The sequence below is a fragment of the Arthrobacter pascens genome (assembly GCF_030815585.1).
Classification (GTDB): Bacteria; Actinomycetota; Actinomycetes; order Actinomycetales; family Micrococcaceae; genus Arthrobacter; species Arthrobacter pascens_A.
On record NZ_JAUSWY010000001.1, the window covers coordinates 167,995 to 185,342 of the forward strand.

The window sequence follows — 17,348 nt, forward strand, 5'->3', positions numbered from 1 at the left end:
GAAAGCAGCCATGAAAGGCCCAAGAGCCGCCACCTACACCGGCATCCCCGGCTGGGTCTATGCCGTGGCTGCCGCTGGAGGATTGTTGGTACTGCTCCCGCTCGCCGCCATGGCGGCCAAGGTCAACTGGGCACAGTTCCTCCCACTGGTCACGTCCGAATCCTCGCTCACCGCCCTGGGCCTGAGCCTGCGCACCTCGGCGGCCAGCACCGCCCTGTGCATCCTCCTGGGCGTTCCGCTCGCCCTGGTCCTGGCACGCGGCAGCTTCCCCGGTCAGCGGGTCCTGAGGTCCCTGGTGCTCCTGCCGCTGGTGCTGCCGCCCGTGGTGGGCGGCATCGCACTGCTCTATACGTTCGGCCGGCAGGGGCTGCTGGGCCGCACCGTGGAGGTCCTGGGCCTGCAGATAGCGTTCTCCACGACTGCCGTGGTCCTGGCACAGACGTTTGTGGCCCTGCCCTTCCTGGTGGTCAGCCTTGAGGGCGCCCTCAGGACGGCGGGCCGCAAGTACGAGGCCGTGGCAGCCACGCTCGGCGCCCGCCCCAGCACGGTACTTCGCCGGGTCACCCTCCCGCTGGTGCTGCCCGGGCTTGCCTCCGGCGCCGTGCTGTCCTTTGCCCGCAGCCTGGGCGAGTTCGGCGCCACCCTCACTTTCGCCGGGAGCCTGCAAGGGGTGACCCGGACCCTGCCGCTGGAAATCTACCTGCAGCGCGAAACGGACGCCGACGCCGCCGTCGCGCTTTCCCTCGTCCTGGTGGCCGTCGCTGTGACTGTTGTGGCGCTCGCGTACCGCAGCCCACGCGCCCCGGTCAGCGGTCAAAGTACGACGGCGGCACCCGCCGCAGGCGGGGGAGTCCGGTGACGTTCACGGTCCAGGCTGCCGTGGCGGACCGGGGCTTCGACGTGTCCCTCTCGCTCGGAGCTGCAGAGACAATCGCCGTCATGGGCCCCAACGGCGCGGGCAAGTCCACTCTCCTGGCCGTCATCGCGGGTCTGCTCCACCCCGACTCGGGCATGGCGCAGTTGGACGGCCGGACCCTTTTTGACCTCGAGGACGGCCGCGGCGAGTGGACAGCGCCCCACCACCGCGGCACGGCGCTCCTGGCCCAGGAGCCGCTCCTCTTCCCCCACCTGAACGCGCTGGAGAATGTGGCCTTCGGGCCCCGGAGCGCGGGTGCTTCAAAACAGGACGCCAGAAAATCCGCCAAGCACTGGCTGGCCGAGGTTGAAGCGGAGGAGCTGCAGTCCCGCCGGCCTTCAGAACTGTCCGGCGGGCAGGCCCAGCGCGTGGCCGTGGCGCGGGCACTCGCCGCGGATCCCGGGCTCTTGCTACTGGATGAGCCCATGGCGGCGCTGGACATCCATGCGGCGCCGCTGCTCCGGCGGCTGCTCAAGCGCGTTCTGGCCCGCCGGCGCGCCATCATCATCACCCACGATGTCCTGGACGCGCTCATGCTGGCGGACAGGGTGGTGATCCTTGAGGATGGCCGGATCAGCGAGCAAGGCCCCACCCGGGACGTTCTCCAACGGCCGCGGAGCCGGTTTGCGGCCGGGCTGGCCGGGCTGAATTTCGTGGCCGGCAGCATCACCGCACATGGTCTCCAGGCCGGTGACTTGATCGTCTACGGGCAGCACGACGACCTCCCCGGGCCGCTGCCTGTCGGCCAACCCGGCGTGGCCGTGTTCCCGCCGTCGGCCGTGTCCGTTTTCCTCTCACAGGCACACGGCAGCCCCCGGAATTCCTTCGCCGTCACCATCACCGACCTGGAGCCCCACGGGGACCGGATCAGGGTCCGCGCCGGGGAGGGCGGGCAGCTGGGCGCCGACATCACCCCGGAGGCCTCGGCTGACCTGGGCCTGTCACCCGGCATGCGCGTGTACTTTGTGATCAAGGCCGGTGCAGTGTCCATCTACCCGGGCTGAATCATCCCTTGGAGCGAGCCCGGTTCCCGATTCCTTGGCTAGGCTGGTGGGCGCTGGCCGCATGGGCCGGCCGCATTTGGGAGCGGAATGAAGATACGTGGCAGAAGAATCACGACGGCGGCTGCAGGGCTTGCGCTGGCAGCCGGACTGGCAGGCTGCAGCCTGTTTCCGGCTCCCCCGCAGCCGATTCCGGCCCCGGCCAGCCCAGAGTCCCTGTTGTCGGCGATTGCCCGTTCCTGGGCTCCGAGGACGTGGTCCCGGTGCGGATCCCGCGGGGGACGCCCAAGGAAACCATCGGCGGCGTCCTGAATGCCTACGGCGCATGGCTCAACGCAGGCTCCGAGGTCCTGTCCGCCTGGAAGGCGCGGGGCGCGGTCCCGCCACAATGCGTGGATGGCCTGGCCGGCAGGAACGCGGAGGCGTACGCGGCCACGATTTTCACCACGCACGCCGATGTGGCCTGGCAGGAGTACTTCGGCGCCGTTGAACGGATGAACGCCCAAACGCTCCAGAGCCTCCTGGCCGTCGAACCCGGCAAAGCCCACCGGGGCACGTTCGAGCTGCTGCAGGAAATCGATTCAAGCTCCACGGACAACGGCACTTTCCTGAAGTTCGATGCCGTCTATAAAGCCGCAGCTGAGGGTGAACCAGCGGAAGGCGAGTGGGAGGGGTGGGACAAACCGACCCGCTGGTACGTGGAGCTCGTCCCGGCGCAGGACTTCTTCGTCATCAACTACATCGAGCAGACCCCCGCCGCCGGCTATCCCTGAGTTTTCGTCCAGATATTGGCCTTTGGGAGGGCGTTTGGGGACGTTATCTGGACAAAAACTCAGGGGCAGGGGAGGAGAGATATGGGGATAAGTGGTCCAGCTGACTACTTGACGGATTCTGTTATTTAACGTGACATGCATCACATCTGACGGTAATATCGCGTATGGACCGCCCGCGCGGATTTTGCCGCCTCTGCGTCTGCTGTCAAAGGCACCCTGGCGGGCGGCTCGTTGGGGAGCCTCCCGCCAGGGGCAGTAAAACTGGGGCCTACACCCCCGGAAGGTCCAAGGACTCGTACACCTGGATGCTGGCTCCTGGCATCATGAGGTGCGGGTGGCCTTCCAGCAATGCCCGGGCGCCGTCCAGGCCATCGGCCTGGACAATGCCGTATCCGGCGACGTTGGTGTTGGTGTCCGACGTCCCGGACGCAGTGACCTCTTTTCCGGCACCCAGCGGATTTCCCATGTCCACAATGCCGTCACCTGCCCGTCCGGCCCATTCCATCCAGGCCTTCATGCCTTCCTGGGCGGCCTCCGGGGAACTCTCCGCCATCTGTGCCTGGGCGGACTGCTGCGCGATGTACAGAACAACAAACTTTTTCATGGCCATCCTCGTCTCGAGTGCGCCGGCGGAACGGTGATCCCCGGTCACAAACCGATCCTAGGGTGATCAGCCCGTCGGCGATACAGTGCAGGTGACACTTCAGGGCGATGGTCCGCCGGACTCTTGCCCTTCCGGAACGTCCGGTTCGCTCTTGGCAAACATGGGGCGAGTGAAGCGACTGCCGAAGTTGAGCGTAGTAGACTCAACTTAGCAAAACGCATATCCGGAAGGAGCTCTCTTTGGACGTCAAATTCACCACCAAGAGCCAGGAGGCTCTTTCGGCAGCAGCCATGAACGCCTCCACGGCCGGAAATCCCCAGGTGGAACCGGCCCACCTGCTCAAGGCCCTGATGGATCAGCGGGAAGGCGTCGCCGTCGCGCTCCTGCGCGCCACCGGCGCGGATCCGGACGCCGTGAGCGTCCAGGCCAGCACAGCCATCAAGGCGCTGCCGGCGACGTCGGGAGGTTCCACGCAGCAGGCCCAGCTGTCCAGGCCGGCGCTGCAGGCCATCCAGAACGCCAAGAACGAGGCTGACAGGCTGGGTGACACCTTCGTCTCCACGGAGGTCCTGCTGCTCGGACTCTCGGCCGGAAGTGACGCCGTCGGGAGGTTAATGCGCGACGCCGGTGCCTCCCATGAGGCGCTGCTCGCCGCCCTGCCCGGTGTCCGCGGAGACCGCAAGGTCACCAGCCCGGACCCGGAAAATACCTTCCAGTCCCTGGAGAAGTTCGGTACCGACCTCACTGCGATGGCGCGTTCCGGCAAGCTGGACCCGGTGATCGGCCGCGACACGGAAATCCGGCGGATTATCCAGGTCCTGAGCCGCCGCACCAAGAACAACCCCGTGATCATCGGTGAGCCCGGCGTTGGCAAAACAGCCGTTGTTGAGGGCCTGGCCCAGCGGATCGTGGCCGGCGACGTCCCGGAAAGCCTGCGGGGCAAGACCCTGATTGCCCTGGACCTCGCGTCCATGGTGGCCGGCGCCAAATACCGCGGCGAGTTCGAGGAGCGGCTCAAGGCTGTCCTGGAGGAGATCAAGAACTCCGAAGGCCAGATTGTCACCTTCATCGACGAGATCCACACCGTGGTGGGCGCGGGAGCAACCGGAGAATCCTCGATGGACGCTGGCAACATGCTTAAGCCCATGCTGGCCCGCGGCGAGTTGCGGTTGATCGGCGCCACCACGCTGGATGAGTACCGCGAGAACATCGAGAAGGACCCTGCCCTGGAACGCCGCTTCCAGCAGGTGTACGTGGGCGAGCCCAGTGTTGACGACACCATCGGCATCCTGCGCGGCCTCAAGGAACGCTACGAGGCCCACCACAAGGTGACCATTTCGGACTCCGCGCTGGTGGCGGCTGCCACTCTCTCCAACCGCTACATCTCGGGCCGCCAACTGCCGGACAAGGCCATCGACCTGGTGGACGAGGCCGCTTCCCGGCTGCGCATGGAAATCGACTCAGCGCCGGAGGAGATCGACCAGCTGCGGCGATCGGTGGACCGCCTCACCATGGAGGAGCTTGCCCTTGAGAACGAGAAGGACGCCGCCTCCATGGAGCGCCTGGCCGCAATCCGGGCCGACAAGGCGGACAAAAATGAGGAGCTGGCAGCGCTCAATGCCCGCTGGGAAGCCGAGAAGGCCGGGCTGAATCGGGTCGGTGACCTGAAGGCCAAGCTGGACGAGCTGCGTTCCACCGCTGACAAGGCCCAGCGCGAAGGGGACCTGGAGACTGCCTCGCGGGTCCTGTACGGGGAAATTCCCGCCCTTGAACGGGAGCTGAACGCCGCGGCCGCTGCTGAAGCCGAGGTGACGGACAAGTCCGGCCAGATGGTGGCCGAACAGGTCACGGCAGACGACATTGCCGAGGTCATCTCGGCCTGGACCGGCATCCCGGCCGGCCGCATGCTGCAGGGTGAAAGCCAGAAGCTGCTGCACATGGAGGAAGAACTCGGAAAGCGGCTGATCGGCCAGTCCAAGGCCGTGGCCGCAGTGTCCGACGCCGTCCGCCGGGCCCGTGCCGGCATCAGCGACCCCAACCGTCCCACGGGCTCGTTCCTGTTCCTGGGCCCCACCGGTGTGGGCAAAACGGAACTGGCCAAGGCCCTGGCCGATTTCCTCTTCGACGACGAACGCGCCATGGTTCGGATCGACATGTCCGAGTACGGCGAGAAGCACTCCGTGGCGCGGCTCGTGGGCGCGCCTCCGGGTTACGTGGGCTACGAGGAGGGCGGACAGCTGACCGAGGCCGTCCGCCGTCGGCCGTATTCCGTGGTCCTGCTGGACGAGGTGGAAAAGGCGCATCCGGAGGTGTTCGACATTCTCCTGCAGGTGCTCGACGACGGCCGCCTCACCGACGGCCAGGGCCGCACCGTGGACTTCCGCAACGCAATCCTGGTGCTGACCTCAAACCTGGGCAGCCAGTTCCTGGTGGACCAGACCCTGGACGCACAGGCCAAGCGCCACGCCGTGATGGCCACCGTCAACGCGTCCTTCAAGCCGGAGTTCCTGAACCGGCTGGACGAAGTGGTGCTGTTCGACGCCCTGACGGTGGATGAACTGGCGCAGATCGTGGAACTGCAGGTGGCCGAGCTGGGCCAGAGGCTGCACGACCGGCGGCTGACCCTGGAGGTGACCGACGGGGCCCGCGCCTGGCTGGCCATGTCAGGCTTCGACTCCGCCTATGGTGCGCGGCCGCTCCGCCGGCTGGTGCAGCGGGAGATCGGCGACCGGCTGGCCAGGGCCATCCTGTCCGGGGACATCCAGGATGGCGATACCGTGCTGGTGGACACAGCTGCCGACTTCGGCGAACTGACCATTGAAGGTCTGGAGGCGCTGGCAGGGCCCGACGGCGGCGCTCCCGCCGGCACCGGGTTGTCGGTCCGGCGGAAGGACTAGCCGGCCATACGCTGCGGATATATAGCTAGGGGAGCACGCTGGAGTTGATGACGTTTCCGCCGTCCGCCGTGACGTAGCAGTCGGCTCGGCGGTCACCGGAATCCCAGCTGGTTCTGCTGGGATAGGAACGCTGGAAGTTCAGCGTGTAATCGTTGGCCGCCGGGGCCAGTCTGGCAGCCTGACAGGCCTCCAGCGCCTTGGCCTTGAGGGCTTCGCTGCCTGGGTAGGAGTCCGTGGCTGGATAGCGGTAGATGGCCACCAGCTGGGCTGAGTGTCCTGTATCGCAGGCCACGATGGTTGACTTCAGGGCGTTGGGGGCAAAGTCCTTGAAACAGTCCCCCAGCCGGAAGTCCGGCGGCGCCACCCCTTCCCGGGGCAGCGGCAGGGGGCTGGGCAGTGGAGTAGCTGAAGTTTCCACCACGCCGGGTACATCACCGTCGCCGGTTCCGGTGGGCTGCCCGTCAGCCCTGAGCCAGAGCGCGAGCCACACCAGGAAGCCCACAACGACCACGAGAAACACCGCAAAAGCCGCCTTGAGTACGGTCGGCCGGATCTGACGGGGCCTCCAGGGAGGAGGTTCAATCGGAAACGGTGGTTCGGGTGCCGGTGCGGGCGTTGCTCCGGCCGGCACGTGCCGAGTGGCCGGCACGCGGGGCAGTCCGGCCGTTGGCGGCGAGGAAGGCTTGGGCGGGACAGGGCGCTGACCATGGCCGGAAGGGTTGTCCTGGCCATCGGCTGCGGGCCGTGCCGGGATGTCCTGGTGGTTCACTGGGATGCGCCCTCCTGCGTTCTGTCCGCATCGAGCGGCCGGTCCGTTCGGCCGGGATCAGCAGCTGTTCAAGTGACTCTACCGAAGAAAAAAGCTGGTAACTGTGCGGTCCGCCGCGGGAATGTCCCCGACATGCCATCAAGCCGGCCCGGCTGGCAAGCAGGGGCCGCCGAAAGCATGTAATCTAGGTGTACGACAAATTGACCAAACATTCCGGGGCCTCACCGATAGCCAAGGTGACCACCTCCGGTCCAAGTACAAAAGGGGGTCACGCCATGGGGCGCGGCCGTCAAAAGGCAAAAGCTACCAAGCAGGCTCGGGATATCAAGTACTACTCCCCGAACACTGACTATTCGGCACTTCAGCGCGAGCTGACGGGTCCGGGCAGTCGTGCCACGAGCCATTTCGCGAATGAGCCGGTTGAGCCGGACTATTCGGCTTATGTGGATAAGTACGCGGACGATTTGGAAGAAGACGACGACGAGGTAGACACCCGTCGGATCGGCTAGTTGTCGCAAGCCGGTGTGGCCGTAAGGCACCCTGCGCAGTGACGCCGCAGTACTTTCTTCGTACGGCGCTTCTTTTTCAGCACCCTGGATCCAGGCGGAACCATGGTGCTGCCCTCAGTTATCAGGCCCGTTGCCTGTGCCGAAGTCCCGGCGCAGGCAGCGGGCCTTTGCTTTCACAGTCTCGCTTTTCACAGTCTCGCCAAAGGGATTTCCTCTTCGGTTCTCAAGGGGCTGCACCATGATCAAGTGATGACTCTTTGGAGGAAGACCATGGTTCCCGCACTTGCAGCTCTTGCGGTGTTCCTCTTGGGTGCGGCCAGCGTCTCCGGCGTGGACCAGATGGCAAACAGCAAGGCGGCGAATGCGGCCGCCGTCACCGTGGCCGCCGCCGTTGCAGACGGGCAGCCAACGCTGCGACAGATGGTCATGCTCGGCCTGGCCGACGGATCACTCCCTGGAGGCTTCCCGTACGACGAACCGCGCGAAGAAAAGTACGACGAGAACTATCAGGAATCACTTCGAGTCGGGCCCGCCACTCCGGCGTAGTGGAGGGCGCAGCCAGGAGCCGAAGTCCGGTCCTGTTGCTTGTCCCCGTGCCGGTGTTGACTGATGGTGCAGGAACAGAAATTTCACCTCGAAAGGACCTCCTATGCCAGAAAACGCCAGCCCACCCCGCTACCGCCATGGCGAGCCATGCTGGGCAGACGTCCAGACGCGCGATGTGGAGGCCGCAAAGGACTTTTACCGGGCAGTGTTCGGCTGGCGCTTCCAGGACATGCCCACCCCGGACGGCCGCAGTTACGCGCAGGCCTACCTGGACGACGACCTCGTGGCCGTTGTGGCGCCGCAGAATCCACACCAGGAGTCGCTAGGCGCAGAGGCCCAGTGGAACATCTACTTCGCGGCCGACGACGCCCGCGCCGTGGCCGGGGAAACACCCTCTGCCGGCGGGGCCGTGCAGTTCGGTCCGGAGGAGGTTGCGGACACTGGGGTGATGGTGTTTGTGGACCCGCCAGGCGGCGGCACCACGGGCGTGTGGCAGGCCGGTACGCACACGGGCACAGGCCGCTATAACCAGCCCGGGGCGCTCTCCTGGGCGGAACTTCTGACACCCGAGCCGCAGGCCGCCGTCGGATTCTTCCAGCAGCTGTTCGGTCACGAGGTGACGGAGTATCCGCAGGACGACGGCGGCACCTACACCACGCTGATGGTTAACGGCGCGGAGGTGGCCGGGGTAGCGGCGGCTGAGGAGGCTGCAACCTGGCAGATCTACTTCGGCGTCGCCGATGTGGCAGACACCGTGCGGAAAGCGGTGGCAGCCGGCGCCCAGGTACTTATCGGGCCCGAGACCGTCGAAGCGGACGACGACGAAGCGGAAGCCGCCGGAGCCACCGCAACCCTGAAGGATCCGCAGGGCGGCGTGTTCAGCCTCCTGGAGGTCTAAACGTGGGAGTTAGGCGTAGGCGTTGACCAGTCGGACAGCGCCGCCGTCCACGCCCTTGGCGCCCTGGACGTAGTCCGGGCCGGACTTGAGGATGGAATCCGAATCCTCGGTGACAGTGCCCATGATCCAGGCCGGCAGGCCGCGGTCGTTCAGGCGGGCCACGGCGGCATTGGCAGCCGCAGGGGACACGATGGCCACCATGCCAACGCCCAGGTTCAGGGTGCGCTCCAGGTCGGCCAGCGGAACGTTGCCCAGCTCCGAGACCAGCTTGAAGATGGCCGGCAGCTCCCACGTGGCGCGGTCCACCGTGGCTACGAGGCCCTGAGGAAGCACTCGAGCCAGGTTTGCGGCCAATCCGCCGCCAGTGACGTGGCTGAAGCCGTGTACGGCTGCTCCTTCGGCGCCGCCGGGGCCGTTGACCGGGAAGGTGCGCGCCAGGTCCAGGCAGTCGGCGGCGTAGACGCGGGTGGGTTCCAGCAGTTCCTCGCCCAAGGTGCGTCCGAGTTCGGAAACCTGGCGATCCAGGGCCCAGCCGGCGTGGTTGATGACCCGGCGGACCAGGGAGTAACCGTTGGAGTGCAGGCCGGATGAAGCCATGCCGATCACCACGTCGCCGGCACGGACGCGGTCCGGTCCCAGCAGGGCGTCGGCTTCCACAACGCCGGTGGCGGCACCGGCGACGTCGTATTCGTGCTCGCCCAGCAGGCCTGGGTGCTCGGCCGTCTCGCCGCCCACCAGCGCAGTACCGGCAACCGAGCAGGCAGCGGCGATGCCGCGGACGATGTCCGCGATGCGCTCCGGGACAACCTTGCCGCAGGCGATGTAGTCAGTCATATAGAGCGGCTCGGCGCCAACCACCACAATGTCGTCAACAACCATGCCCACCAGGTCAAAGCCGATGGTGTCGTGGATGTCCATGGCCTGGGCGATGGCAACCTTGGTGCCCACGCCGTCAGTGGACGTGGCCAGCAGCGGACGCTTGTAGGTCAGGAGCCGGGAAACGTCGTAAAGTCCGGCGAAGCCACCTACGCCGCCGATCACGGACGAGTTATGGGTGGCCTTTACGGCACCCTTCATCAGCTCGACGGCGCGGTCGCCGGCCTCGACGTCAACGCCTGCGGAGGCATAGGTGATGCCTGCGGCGTTGTCAGCAGCTGGGGTTGCGGAAGTCATACGGACCCTTTCTTGTCAGCGCCGGCAGTGGTGGCGTTGAGGTGGACGTCTGGCACAAGGTCGGCTTCGGTCAGCAGGTTCTCGAACTCGGCGTCCGGTCCGGGATCGCAGCCCGTGGCGCCGGACTTGTCTGCGGGATCCTCTCCGTCATCGACGGAGGACACAGTCAGCGCGGCGGTTTCGCCCGGCAGGGCAGAGGGCGACGGCGGCAGCCCGCCGAGGTCCGTGCGCTCCAGCAGGTTCTTGCCCAGTTTGTCCGAACCCGGCAGCTCGATGGGGTACTGGCCCGTGAAACAGGCCGTGCAGAGCCGTTCGCGCGGCTGCTGGGTGGCGCCTATCATGCCGTCTTCGGAAATATAGGCCAGGGAGTCGGCTCCGATGGCCTGGGAGATTTCGTGGATGGTGGCGCCGTTGGCGATCAGTTCCGCCCGGGAGGCGAAGTCGATGCCGTAAAAGCAGGGCCACTGGACGGGAGGAGAGGAGATCTTCACGTGGACGGCGGCGGCACCGGCTTCACGAAGCATCCGTACGATTGCCCGCTGGGTGTTGCCGCGGACGATTGAGTCATCCACCACCACAACGCGCTTGCCGCGGATCACGGATTCCAGGGCATTCAGCTTGAGCCTGATACCCAGCTGGCGGAGCGTCTGGGAGGGCTGGATAAATGTGCGGCCCACGTAGGAGTTCTTGACGAAGCCGTGCGCGAACGGGATGCCGGATTCCTCGGCGTAGCCCACCGCTGCCGGCGTCCCCGACTCCGGGACGGGAATGACAATGTCCGCCTCCTGGGTGTTTTCGCGGGCCAGTTGGCGGCCCATCTCCACGCGGGATTCATAAACGGAGCGGCCGGCGATGGAGGCATCCGGGCGGGCAAGGTAGACGTACTCAAAAACGCAGCCCGCCGGCGTCGGCTCTGCGAAGCGCTGGGAGCGCACGCCGTCCTCGTCGATGGCGATGAATTCGCCCGGTTCGATTTCACGGATGAAGCTAGCGCCCACGGTGGCCAGGGCGGACTGTTCGGAGGCGACCACCCAGCCGCGCTCCAGCCGGCCGAGGACCAGCGGGCGGATACCGTAGGTGTCGCGCGCAGCGTAGAGGGTGCCCTCGTCCATAAAGACGAAGCAGAAGCCGCCCTTGATCTTGGGGAGGAGCTCCGTGGCGGTCTGTTCGAGGGTCTTGCCCTCTTCGCCTTCCAGCAGTGCCGTGACCAGGGCAGTGTCGGAGGTGTTGCCCTGCTTCATTTCGCCGCTGAGCTGGCCGCCGTTGCGTTCCAGGATCATGGCGTTGAGCTCGGCCGTGTTGGTCAGGTTGCCGTTGTGGGCCAGGGCCACGGTGCCGGTGCTGGTGGCGCCGAGCGTGGGCTGGGCGTTGGCCCAGTGGCTGGCTCCGGTGGTGGAGTAGCGGCAGTGTCCCACCGCCAGGTGCCCGGTCAGGGTGTTCAGCGTGGTCTCGTCGAAGACCTGGGAGACGAGTCCCATGTCCTTGTAGACGTTGATCCGCGTGCCATCGCTGGTGGCAATACCAGCCGACTCCTGACCGCGGTGCTGCAGTGCATACAGCCCGTAGTAGGTGAGTTTTGCTACTTCTTCACCTGGTGCCCAGACCCCGAAAACGCCACAAGCGTCCTGAGGGCCTTTTTCGCCAGGGAGAAGATCATGAGAAAGTTTTCCATCGCCGCGTGCCACTGGTCGATTATCTCACGATATGCGGTAACACTTTTCCGTGGGGAAGTTTGTGACTGCGCCTGGGTCTGTGCCTGCGTTTGTTCCTACGGATCTGTGCCGTCGTCGGGCTCGGAGTCCGGGACGGCTTCCACGACGGCCCGTTCCTGCTGCTTGACGCTCCGCCGGTCCAGAACCAGGGCAGCGACGGCGCCCAGAACCGCACCGCCGGCGCCGAACATGACCAAGAAGAACCCGAACACCGAGCCTCTGTCGAAGCTTGCGTCGCCGGGGAGCCCGTACGCGATGAAGGCCGCTACGGCGACGCCGACCAGCCCGCCAAGTAGCAGGAAAGGCACGTACTTGGGTGCCCGGCGCACGGTGACCTCGCGGCGTTCAGCGGGGGATTCTTCAAAAGCCATGCCATCTAGCCTACTTCCCCTGAGTTTTTGTCCGCATAATGACCCAAAACGGCGGTTAGCTCCCTAGAGCTGGACAAAGACTTCTGGGGAGGGGCTAGCTGCCGCGGTAGGTGGAGTAGGCGAACGGACTCAGGAGCAGCGGCACGTGGTAGTGCTCCGCGCCCGTCACCTCGAACACCAGGTCCACCTCCGGGAAGAACGTGGCCGTGCCCAGTCCCGCATAGTAGTCGCCGGTGCCGAAGTTGAGGCGGTAGTGCCCGGGCGGCAGCTGCTCCGGCCCCAGGTCCTTCGCGCGGCCGTCGGTATCAGTGGCGGAACTGGCAAGCTCACGCCAGCTGCCGCCGTCGTTCCGGTAAAGCACGACGGCGACGCCCGCCGCCGGGCGTCCGGCGCCGGTGTCCAGGACGTGCGTGGTGACGTGGGAAATGCTCATTCGCTGATCAGTCCTTCGAGCCGCAGTACGGCGATTTCGCGCAGTTGCCGTGCCACGATTACGTCTTCTTCGGCAGGGGAGTTGGCAAGCCGCTCTTTGAGGGCCGCCAGAATTTCCGGGGCGGTCCGTCCGGCGGCGCGGACCAGGAAGACCCTGCCGAACTTTTCCTCATAGTCCCGGTTGCCTTGGGCCAGCGCCTCCACCACCTTGGCATCCGCCGGGTCAACGCCGGACTGTTCCGAGCGCGACATGGAGGCTTCGGCGGTGCTGGCTGTTGGGCGTTCACCGATCCGGGGGTGGTGCGCCATGGCTGCTTCAACCTCAGCTGACGTGAACGGCTCCGCCGCTTCGGCTGCGGACCTCAGCAGGGCGGCCTTGGACGGAAAGGGGCGCGCGGCTGTAATGGTCTCCACCCAGCGTCGGACATCGATGCAGGGTTTCAGGACTTCGGCGGCCCGGACTGGATCCGCGCTGTTGAATTCGGCAAGCTTCATGCTGGTTGAGTCCTCGGTGCAGGTGCTGGCATCCATGGCGATGGCTATGCGGAGGCTGGTTTCCCGGTAACTTCCTTTCTTGGGAAGCAAATAAGTGTTCCGCATAATGGAACTGTTATTTCAGCATACGTAATAGTGAAGCGGACGGTGCCGCGCAGTGTCAAGCGACCGCAGCGCCTGCGCGTGCCGGTTCAAACCTGGGAGGTCCGGGACAGGATCCAGGTGTTGGTGGCGCCCTGCCGTTCAAACGTCACAGTGGTCACCAGCGCCTGGATGAGTGCGAGGCCCCGGCCTGACTCCGATTCATCCTCCACGGGAACGGGTTCCATGGGCCCGAACGGCGGTTTGGCGTGGAAGGCACTGACCCGGGCCTGGAGGAGCGCGGGCTGGACGCTGATTTCCATTCCCAGCTCCACCGGCAATGCTGTGGCCGGTTCCGCGTGCTGGACGATGTTGGAAGCAGCCTCGATTACGGCCGTGGTGAACGTCATCTGGTCCATGTCCTGGACGAACGGTGCATCCTCCCAGAGGCCATCCAGCTCGTTATGGACCGATTCGATGGCTTCTGGTGTGGACAGTCCCCGGAAGCTCCGGCGGGCCAGGACGTCAGTCATTGCTGAACGCTTCTTCCGCCGAGGCGTAGGAGGTCAGCACCCTGTCCATGCTGGTCAGCTCCAGCACCATCTTTACCTGCGGCTGGACGGCCGCGATCCGAAGGTCGCCGCCCGCCTGACGGGCAGCTTTGAGGCAGCCGATCAGTGCCCCAAGGCCGGAGGAATCCATAAAGGCAGTCTTCTCCAGGTTGACCACTATCCTGCTGGACCCGCCCGCGATGACGTCCGTGACGAACTCGCGGAGCTTCGGGGCAGACACCATATTGAGCCGTCCGTCTGCCTTCACCTCCGCATACGAGTCCTTGACTTCGTAGCTAAACTCCATCGGATTTCCTCTCTTCCGGCTGTGTGCCTGGAGGGAGCACAAACCCCTTGTACCGAACGGCACCTATCAGGACGCTCATCACCGCCAGGTCAAAAATAACCCAAGCCACGTTGACCAGCGTGCCAAGTGGCTCCGCCAGTCCCGTGGCGAGACGGATAAGGCCGACGACGGCGGCAACCGCCAGCATTGCCGACACCACGATTTGCGGGCGGATGAGGCTCCAGGAGGGGCCTCCGCTCTGGCGGGCCTTGGGCGTCACGGCGAACCCCAGGGGGCGTCCGAACCAGACGTTGCGGGCCGCCGTCGAGCAGGCCTTGATCCACGTGGGGAACAGCGCCAGGCTGTACTGCTGGCCCCGCCACGTGCTGATTCCGCGGCCGGCCACGGCGAACAGCAACTGGTTGACGATCATGAATGGGACGAAGCGGATGAAGAAGTCCGTGCTCAGGCTGCCCACCGGCAGGATGCCCAGCAGCAGGTAGATGATCGGGGCCGTGAAGTAGATGACCGCCGCATAACCGCTCAGGTACGTCCACATGGTGGCAAAGTACATCAGCCGCTGGCCTAGCTTGAAGCCAGGCTGGACCAGCGGGTTTTCGCGCAGCATCACTTGAATAGTTCCCTGCGCCCAGCGAAGGCGCTGCGTCAGCATGGTCTTGAGGTCTTCCGGTGCCAGACCGTACGCGAGGATCTCGTGGTGGTAGACGCTTTCCCAGCCCATCGCATGCATACGCATGGCGGTGGCCATGTCCTCCGTAACGGAGATGGTGGCGAGCGGCATGACTGGCTGTGCCTCGTGATTGCGCTCCACAGACAGTGCGTCCAGGACCGCCTGCACGGATTCCAGGGCGCCCAGCGGGGACCAGTCGCGGGCCGACATCCGTTTCACGGCATCGTCGGCGACAACAGGGACCCCGGCCTCGCCCACGTGGGCCAGCTCCATGGTTGCGATTTCTTCGAGGTCCGCCTGGAGCGCCGACACGTCAGCCATCACCAGTGCCTGGACGGCCTGGTCCACCCGGCGGCGCACCCGGTAGGTGATCTCGCTCAGCGGTTCGCGCCGGTCCAGTTGCTGCTGGGCCTCAAAGGTTGCCGCCTCCACCTCGTCCAGGACCTGGAAGACCAACGGTGACTCGAGGCCGGGCGATTTCCTGGCCTGCCGGATGGCCGATCGGGAGGCCGCCAGCGCGCGCCGTATGCTCTTTTCGGTTTCCTTGACATAGCCCACCAGACCCAGCTGCATCAGGGCCTCACGGCGGAGGATCGCGTTGGAACCGCAGAAGAAGGCCGCATTCCAGCCGTCCTTGCCCTGCTGGATGGGGCCGTAGAAAAGGGGCGCCTGGCTGCCCAGCGGATCATCCGCCGGGACGTTGCTGAAGTACTGCGGGGTCTGGACCAGTGCCACCCGGCGGTTGTTGAAGTAGCCCACGGTCTTGTCCAGGATGTCCGGCTCAGGGATCTGGTCGGCATCCAGAATGAGGAGGAACTCGCCGTGGGTGACCATCAGGGCGTTGTTCAGGTTGCCTGCCTTTGCGTGCCGGGGCCGGTCCGTCCAGTCCTCGCCGCGTGTCACATAGCCCAGTCCGTGCTCTTCGGCGAGGGATTCGAGTTCGGGACGGGAGCCGTCGTCCAGGATCCAGGTGCTGTGCGGGTGGCGGATCCGTTGCGCGGCCAGGGCAGTGGTCATCACCATGTCCAGGGGCTCGTTGTAGGTAGTGATGAACACGTCCACCGTTGCATCGCGCGGCGCTTCCGGCGCTCCGCTGCGCAGCTTCAGATTCCACACGGTCATGCCGAACAGCATGACGTCGATTAGGCTGTAGGTTTCCGCCAGCACCAAGGGCACGGAGATCCACCAGGCATCCCAGTTGAGCGATGAGTTCCAGCGCCAAGCCACGTAATTCAGGCCGAGGATGACTGTTAGTGCCACGACCAGGCGGGTCCAGAAGCGGGTCATGCCCCGGCTTGACGCGGCAGCCGGCGCACCACCACAGCGGTCACGTCATCCTCGGCTGAATCCGCAGGCGCCAGGGACATAATGGCATCGCTGGCGGACTGGGCGGACTGCTGGCCATGGGTGGCGAGCAGCACCGACTCCGTGAAGGCCTCCACGGAGTCAAAGACGTCCAGGACTCCGTCGCTCACCACCACCAGTGAGTCTCCCGGTGCCAGGGTAAGTGTCGACTGTGGCCAACTGGACCCGGCCCAGGCGCCTACGGGCGGGCCGCCGGAGGGAAGGCGGCGGACTGTCCCGCCGGAGTGCACGTGGAGCGCAAGCCCGTGCCCGGCGTCGACGTAGCTGACTGTACCGGAGGCCGCCTCCAGGCGGGCGTGGAACAGGGTCACGAAGGAACTGGATGAGTCCAGATCCGAGGCGATGGCCGAGCTGGCAGCCGTGAACGCTCCGCCCAGATCCTGGCGGAGGCTTGTGGAGCGCATCACGGCACGTACAGTGGCGGCGATGAGGGCCGCGCCCATGCCCTTGCCCATGGCATCGGCGAAGGTCAGGTGCAGGCCGTCAGGTGTCCGGTACCAGTCATAGAAGTCGCCGCCGACGTTGCGGGACGGACGGAAAGCCCCGGCCAGGTCGTAGCCTTCAACCCGGACATCTTCATTGGGCAGGAGACTCTGCTGTACCTCGGTGGCACGCTCAAGTTCCTTGACGGCGGCCGAGTCCACAACGGGGGACTGGCGCCGGCGGAAGAGTGCGTTGACCCTTGCCTGCAGTTCACGGGGACTGAACGGCTTGCTGATGTAGTCATCGGCGCCGTTGTCCAGGCCCGCGAGTTTGTCCAATTCCTCGACGCGCGCCGTCAGCATCACAATGAAGGCGTCCGAGAATTCACGGAGAAGCTTGCAGACCTCCAGACCATCCAGGTCCGGGAGGTTGAGGTCCAGGGTGACCAGATCCGGCCGAACACGGCGGACTTCCTCAACCCCTGGCAGGCCTGCTTCCGCCTCTGTGACTTCGAAGCCCTGCTTGGTCAGAACCCGGACCAGCAGGCCCCGGATATCCGGGTCGTCCTCGATGACAACGGCGCGGCGTGTTTCGGGGTTGGAAGGCATGCCTCTATTAAGGCCTGTCTTTACAGAGTTGTCACGCTGGCCACCGGCTGGCGTCAAATTGCAGAGGTCCTTCGTTGCAATCCCCGAGGCACCAACGAAGGCCGTTACGGACACTCGGTCTTGCCAAAATCCTTGGACTGCCTTGACTGGAACTTGAGCAACTGTCGCCACACTCGAAGTGAACGGTTCGAAGAAGAGCTGGTCGGCTTGCTTGGGGACGGTCTGAGGACGGTGCAGGGTCTTATGT

The 17,348-nt window shown here is 65.5% G+C and carries 18 protein-coding genes; 7 read left to right on the plus strand and 11 right to left on the minus strand.

Annotated elements, in window-relative coordinates; translation table 11 throughout:
- Positions 1 to 10 precede the first annotated feature (10 nt).
- From QFZ30_RS00815 to QFZ30_RS00825, 3 genes are all read left to right on the plus strand, one after another.
- A complete protein-coding gene (locus QFZ30_RS00815; RefSeq protein WP_307072560.1) occupies positions 11 to 859 on the plus strand; it encodes an ABC transporter permease in 849 nt (282 codons plus the stop codon).
- The gene (locus QFZ30_RS00820) at positions 856 to 1,920 is read left to right on the plus strand and encodes a sulfate/molybdate ABC transporter ATP-binding protein (protein ID WP_307072562.1); all 1,065 of its coding nucleotides are present in this window, start codon (positions 856 to 858) and stop codon (positions 1,918 to 1,920) included. The genes QFZ30_RS00815 and QFZ30_RS00820 overlap by 4 nt, the downstream gene beginning before the upstream one ends.
- Positions 1,921 to 2,180: 260 nt before the next feature.
- Positions 2,181 to 2,690, plus strand: a complete 510-nt coding sequence (locus QFZ30_RS00825) for a hypothetical protein (RefSeq protein ID WP_307072564.1) — start codon at positions 2,181 to 2,183, stop codon at positions 2,688 to 2,690.
- Between the two features lie 268 nt (positions 2,691 to 2,958).
- Here QFZ30_RS00825 and QFZ30_RS00830 read toward each other — a convergent pair whose 3' ends face one another.
- Positions 2,959 to 3,294 (minus strand): hypothetical protein, encoded by a 336-nt coding sequence (locus tag QFZ30_RS00830; RefSeq protein ID WP_307072566.1) that lies wholly within the window; start codon positions 3,292 to 3,294, stop codon positions 2,959 to 2,961.
- A gap of 239 nt (positions 3,295 to 3,533) precedes the next feature.
- Here QFZ30_RS00830 and clpB point away from each other — a divergent pair, with 239 nt between their 5' ends.
- Complete coding sequence (clpB, locus tag QFZ30_RS00835) at positions 3,534 to 6,191, plus strand: ATP-dependent chaperone ClpB (RefSeq protein ID WP_307072568.1); 2,658 nt, start codon at positions 3,534 to 3,536, stop codon at positions 6,189 to 6,191.
- 25 nt (positions 6,192 to 6,216) lie between these two features.
- Here the strand turns inward: clpB and QFZ30_RS00840 are convergent, their stop codons facing one another.
- Positions 6,217 to 6,711, minus strand: coding sequence for a septum formation family protein (locus QFZ30_RS00840; RefSeq protein WP_307072569.1), 495 nt, complete (start codon positions 6,709 to 6,711; stop codon positions 6,217 to 6,219).
- 524 nt (positions 6,712 to 7,235) lie between these two features.
- Between QFZ30_RS00840 and QFZ30_RS00845 the strand changes: the two genes are divergently transcribed.
- The 3 genes from QFZ30_RS00845 (at position 7,236) to QFZ30_RS00855 (ending at position 8,913) form a co-directional block, all read left to right on the plus strand.
- Positions 7,236 to 7,469: a DUF3073 domain-containing protein gene (locus tag QFZ30_RS00845; RefSeq protein WP_267279321.1), complete on the plus strand. Its 234-nt coding sequence runs from the start codon at positions 7,236 to 7,238 to the stop codon at positions 7,467 to 7,469.
- 249 nt (positions 7,470 to 7,718) lie between these two features.
- Positions 7,719 to 8,015, plus strand: coding sequence for a hypothetical protein (locus QFZ30_RS00850; protein ID WP_307072571.1), 297 nt, complete (start codon positions 7,719 to 7,721; stop codon positions 8,013 to 8,015).
- A gap of 103 nt (positions 8,016 to 8,118) precedes the next feature.
- Positions 8,119 to 8,913, plus strand: coding sequence for a VOC family protein (locus tag QFZ30_RS00855; protein ID WP_307072573.1), 795 nt, complete (start codon positions 8,119 to 8,121; stop codon positions 8,911 to 8,913).
- Between the two features lie 9 nt (positions 8,914 to 8,922).
- Here QFZ30_RS00855 and purM read toward each other — a convergent pair whose 3' ends face one another.
- The 9 genes from purM to QFZ30_RS00900 all read right to left on the minus strand — a co-directional run bounded on the left by purM (position 8,923) and on the right by QFZ30_RS00900 (position 17,101).
- Positions 8,923 to 10,086, minus strand: coding sequence for a phosphoribosylformylglycinamidine cyclo-ligase (gene purM / locus QFZ30_RS00860; RefSeq protein WP_307072575.1), 1,164 nt, complete (start codon positions 10,084 to 10,086; stop codon positions 8,923 to 8,925).
- On the minus strand, positions 10,083 to 11,771 hold the full coding sequence (gene purF, locus QFZ30_RS00865) for an amidophosphoribosyltransferase (RefSeq protein ID WP_307072576.1): 1,689 nt from the start codon (positions 11,769 to 11,771) through the stop codon (positions 10,083 to 10,085). Before purF ends, purM begins: the two co-directional genes overlap by 4 nt.
- 83 nt (positions 11,772 to 11,854) lie before the next feature.
- Entirely contained in the window at positions 11,855 to 12,169 is a 315-nt protein-coding gene (locus tag QFZ30_RS00870; protein ID WP_307072578.1) for a hypothetical protein, read from the minus strand.
- 94 nt (positions 12,170 to 12,263) lie between these two features.
- Positions 12,264 to 12,602: a hydroxyisourate hydrolase gene (gene uraH / locus QFZ30_RS00875; protein ID WP_307072580.1), complete on the minus strand. Its 339-nt coding sequence runs from the start codon at positions 12,600 to 12,602 to the stop codon at positions 12,264 to 12,266.
- Entirely contained in the window at positions 12,599 to 13,096 is a 498-nt protein-coding gene (gene uraD, locus QFZ30_RS00880; RefSeq protein ID WP_307079961.1) for a 2-oxo-4-hydroxy-4-carboxy-5-ureidoimidazoline decarboxylase, read from the minus strand. The genes uraH and uraD overlap by 4 nt, the downstream gene beginning before the upstream one ends.
- A gap of 191 nt (positions 13,097 to 13,287) precedes the next feature.
- The gene (locus QFZ30_RS00885) at positions 13,288 to 13,710 is read right to left on the minus strand and encodes an ATP-binding protein (RefSeq protein WP_307072583.1); all 423 of its coding nucleotides are present in this window, start codon (positions 13,708 to 13,710) and stop codon (positions 13,288 to 13,290) included.
- On the minus strand, positions 13,703 to 14,035 hold the full coding sequence (locus tag QFZ30_RS00890; protein WP_307072585.1) for an STAS domain-containing protein: 333 nt from the start codon (positions 14,033 to 14,035) through the stop codon (positions 13,703 to 13,705). The genes QFZ30_RS00885 and QFZ30_RS00890 overlap by 8 nt, the downstream gene beginning before the upstream one ends.
- Positions 14,025 to 15,992, minus strand: a complete 1,968-nt coding sequence (locus QFZ30_RS00895) for a glycosyltransferase (RefSeq protein ID WP_307072587.1) — start codon at positions 15,990 to 15,992, stop codon at positions 14,025 to 14,027. The genes QFZ30_RS00890 and QFZ30_RS00895 overlap by 11 nt, the downstream gene beginning before the upstream one ends.
- Positions 15,989 to 17,101: a PP2C family protein-serine/threonine phosphatase gene (locus QFZ30_RS00900; RefSeq protein ID WP_307072589.1), complete on the minus strand. Its 1,113-nt coding sequence runs from the start codon at positions 17,099 to 17,101 to the stop codon at positions 15,989 to 15,991. Before QFZ30_RS00900 ends, QFZ30_RS00895 begins: the two co-directional genes overlap by 4 nt.
- Between the last annotated feature and the right edge of the window lie 247 nt (positions 17,102 to 17,348).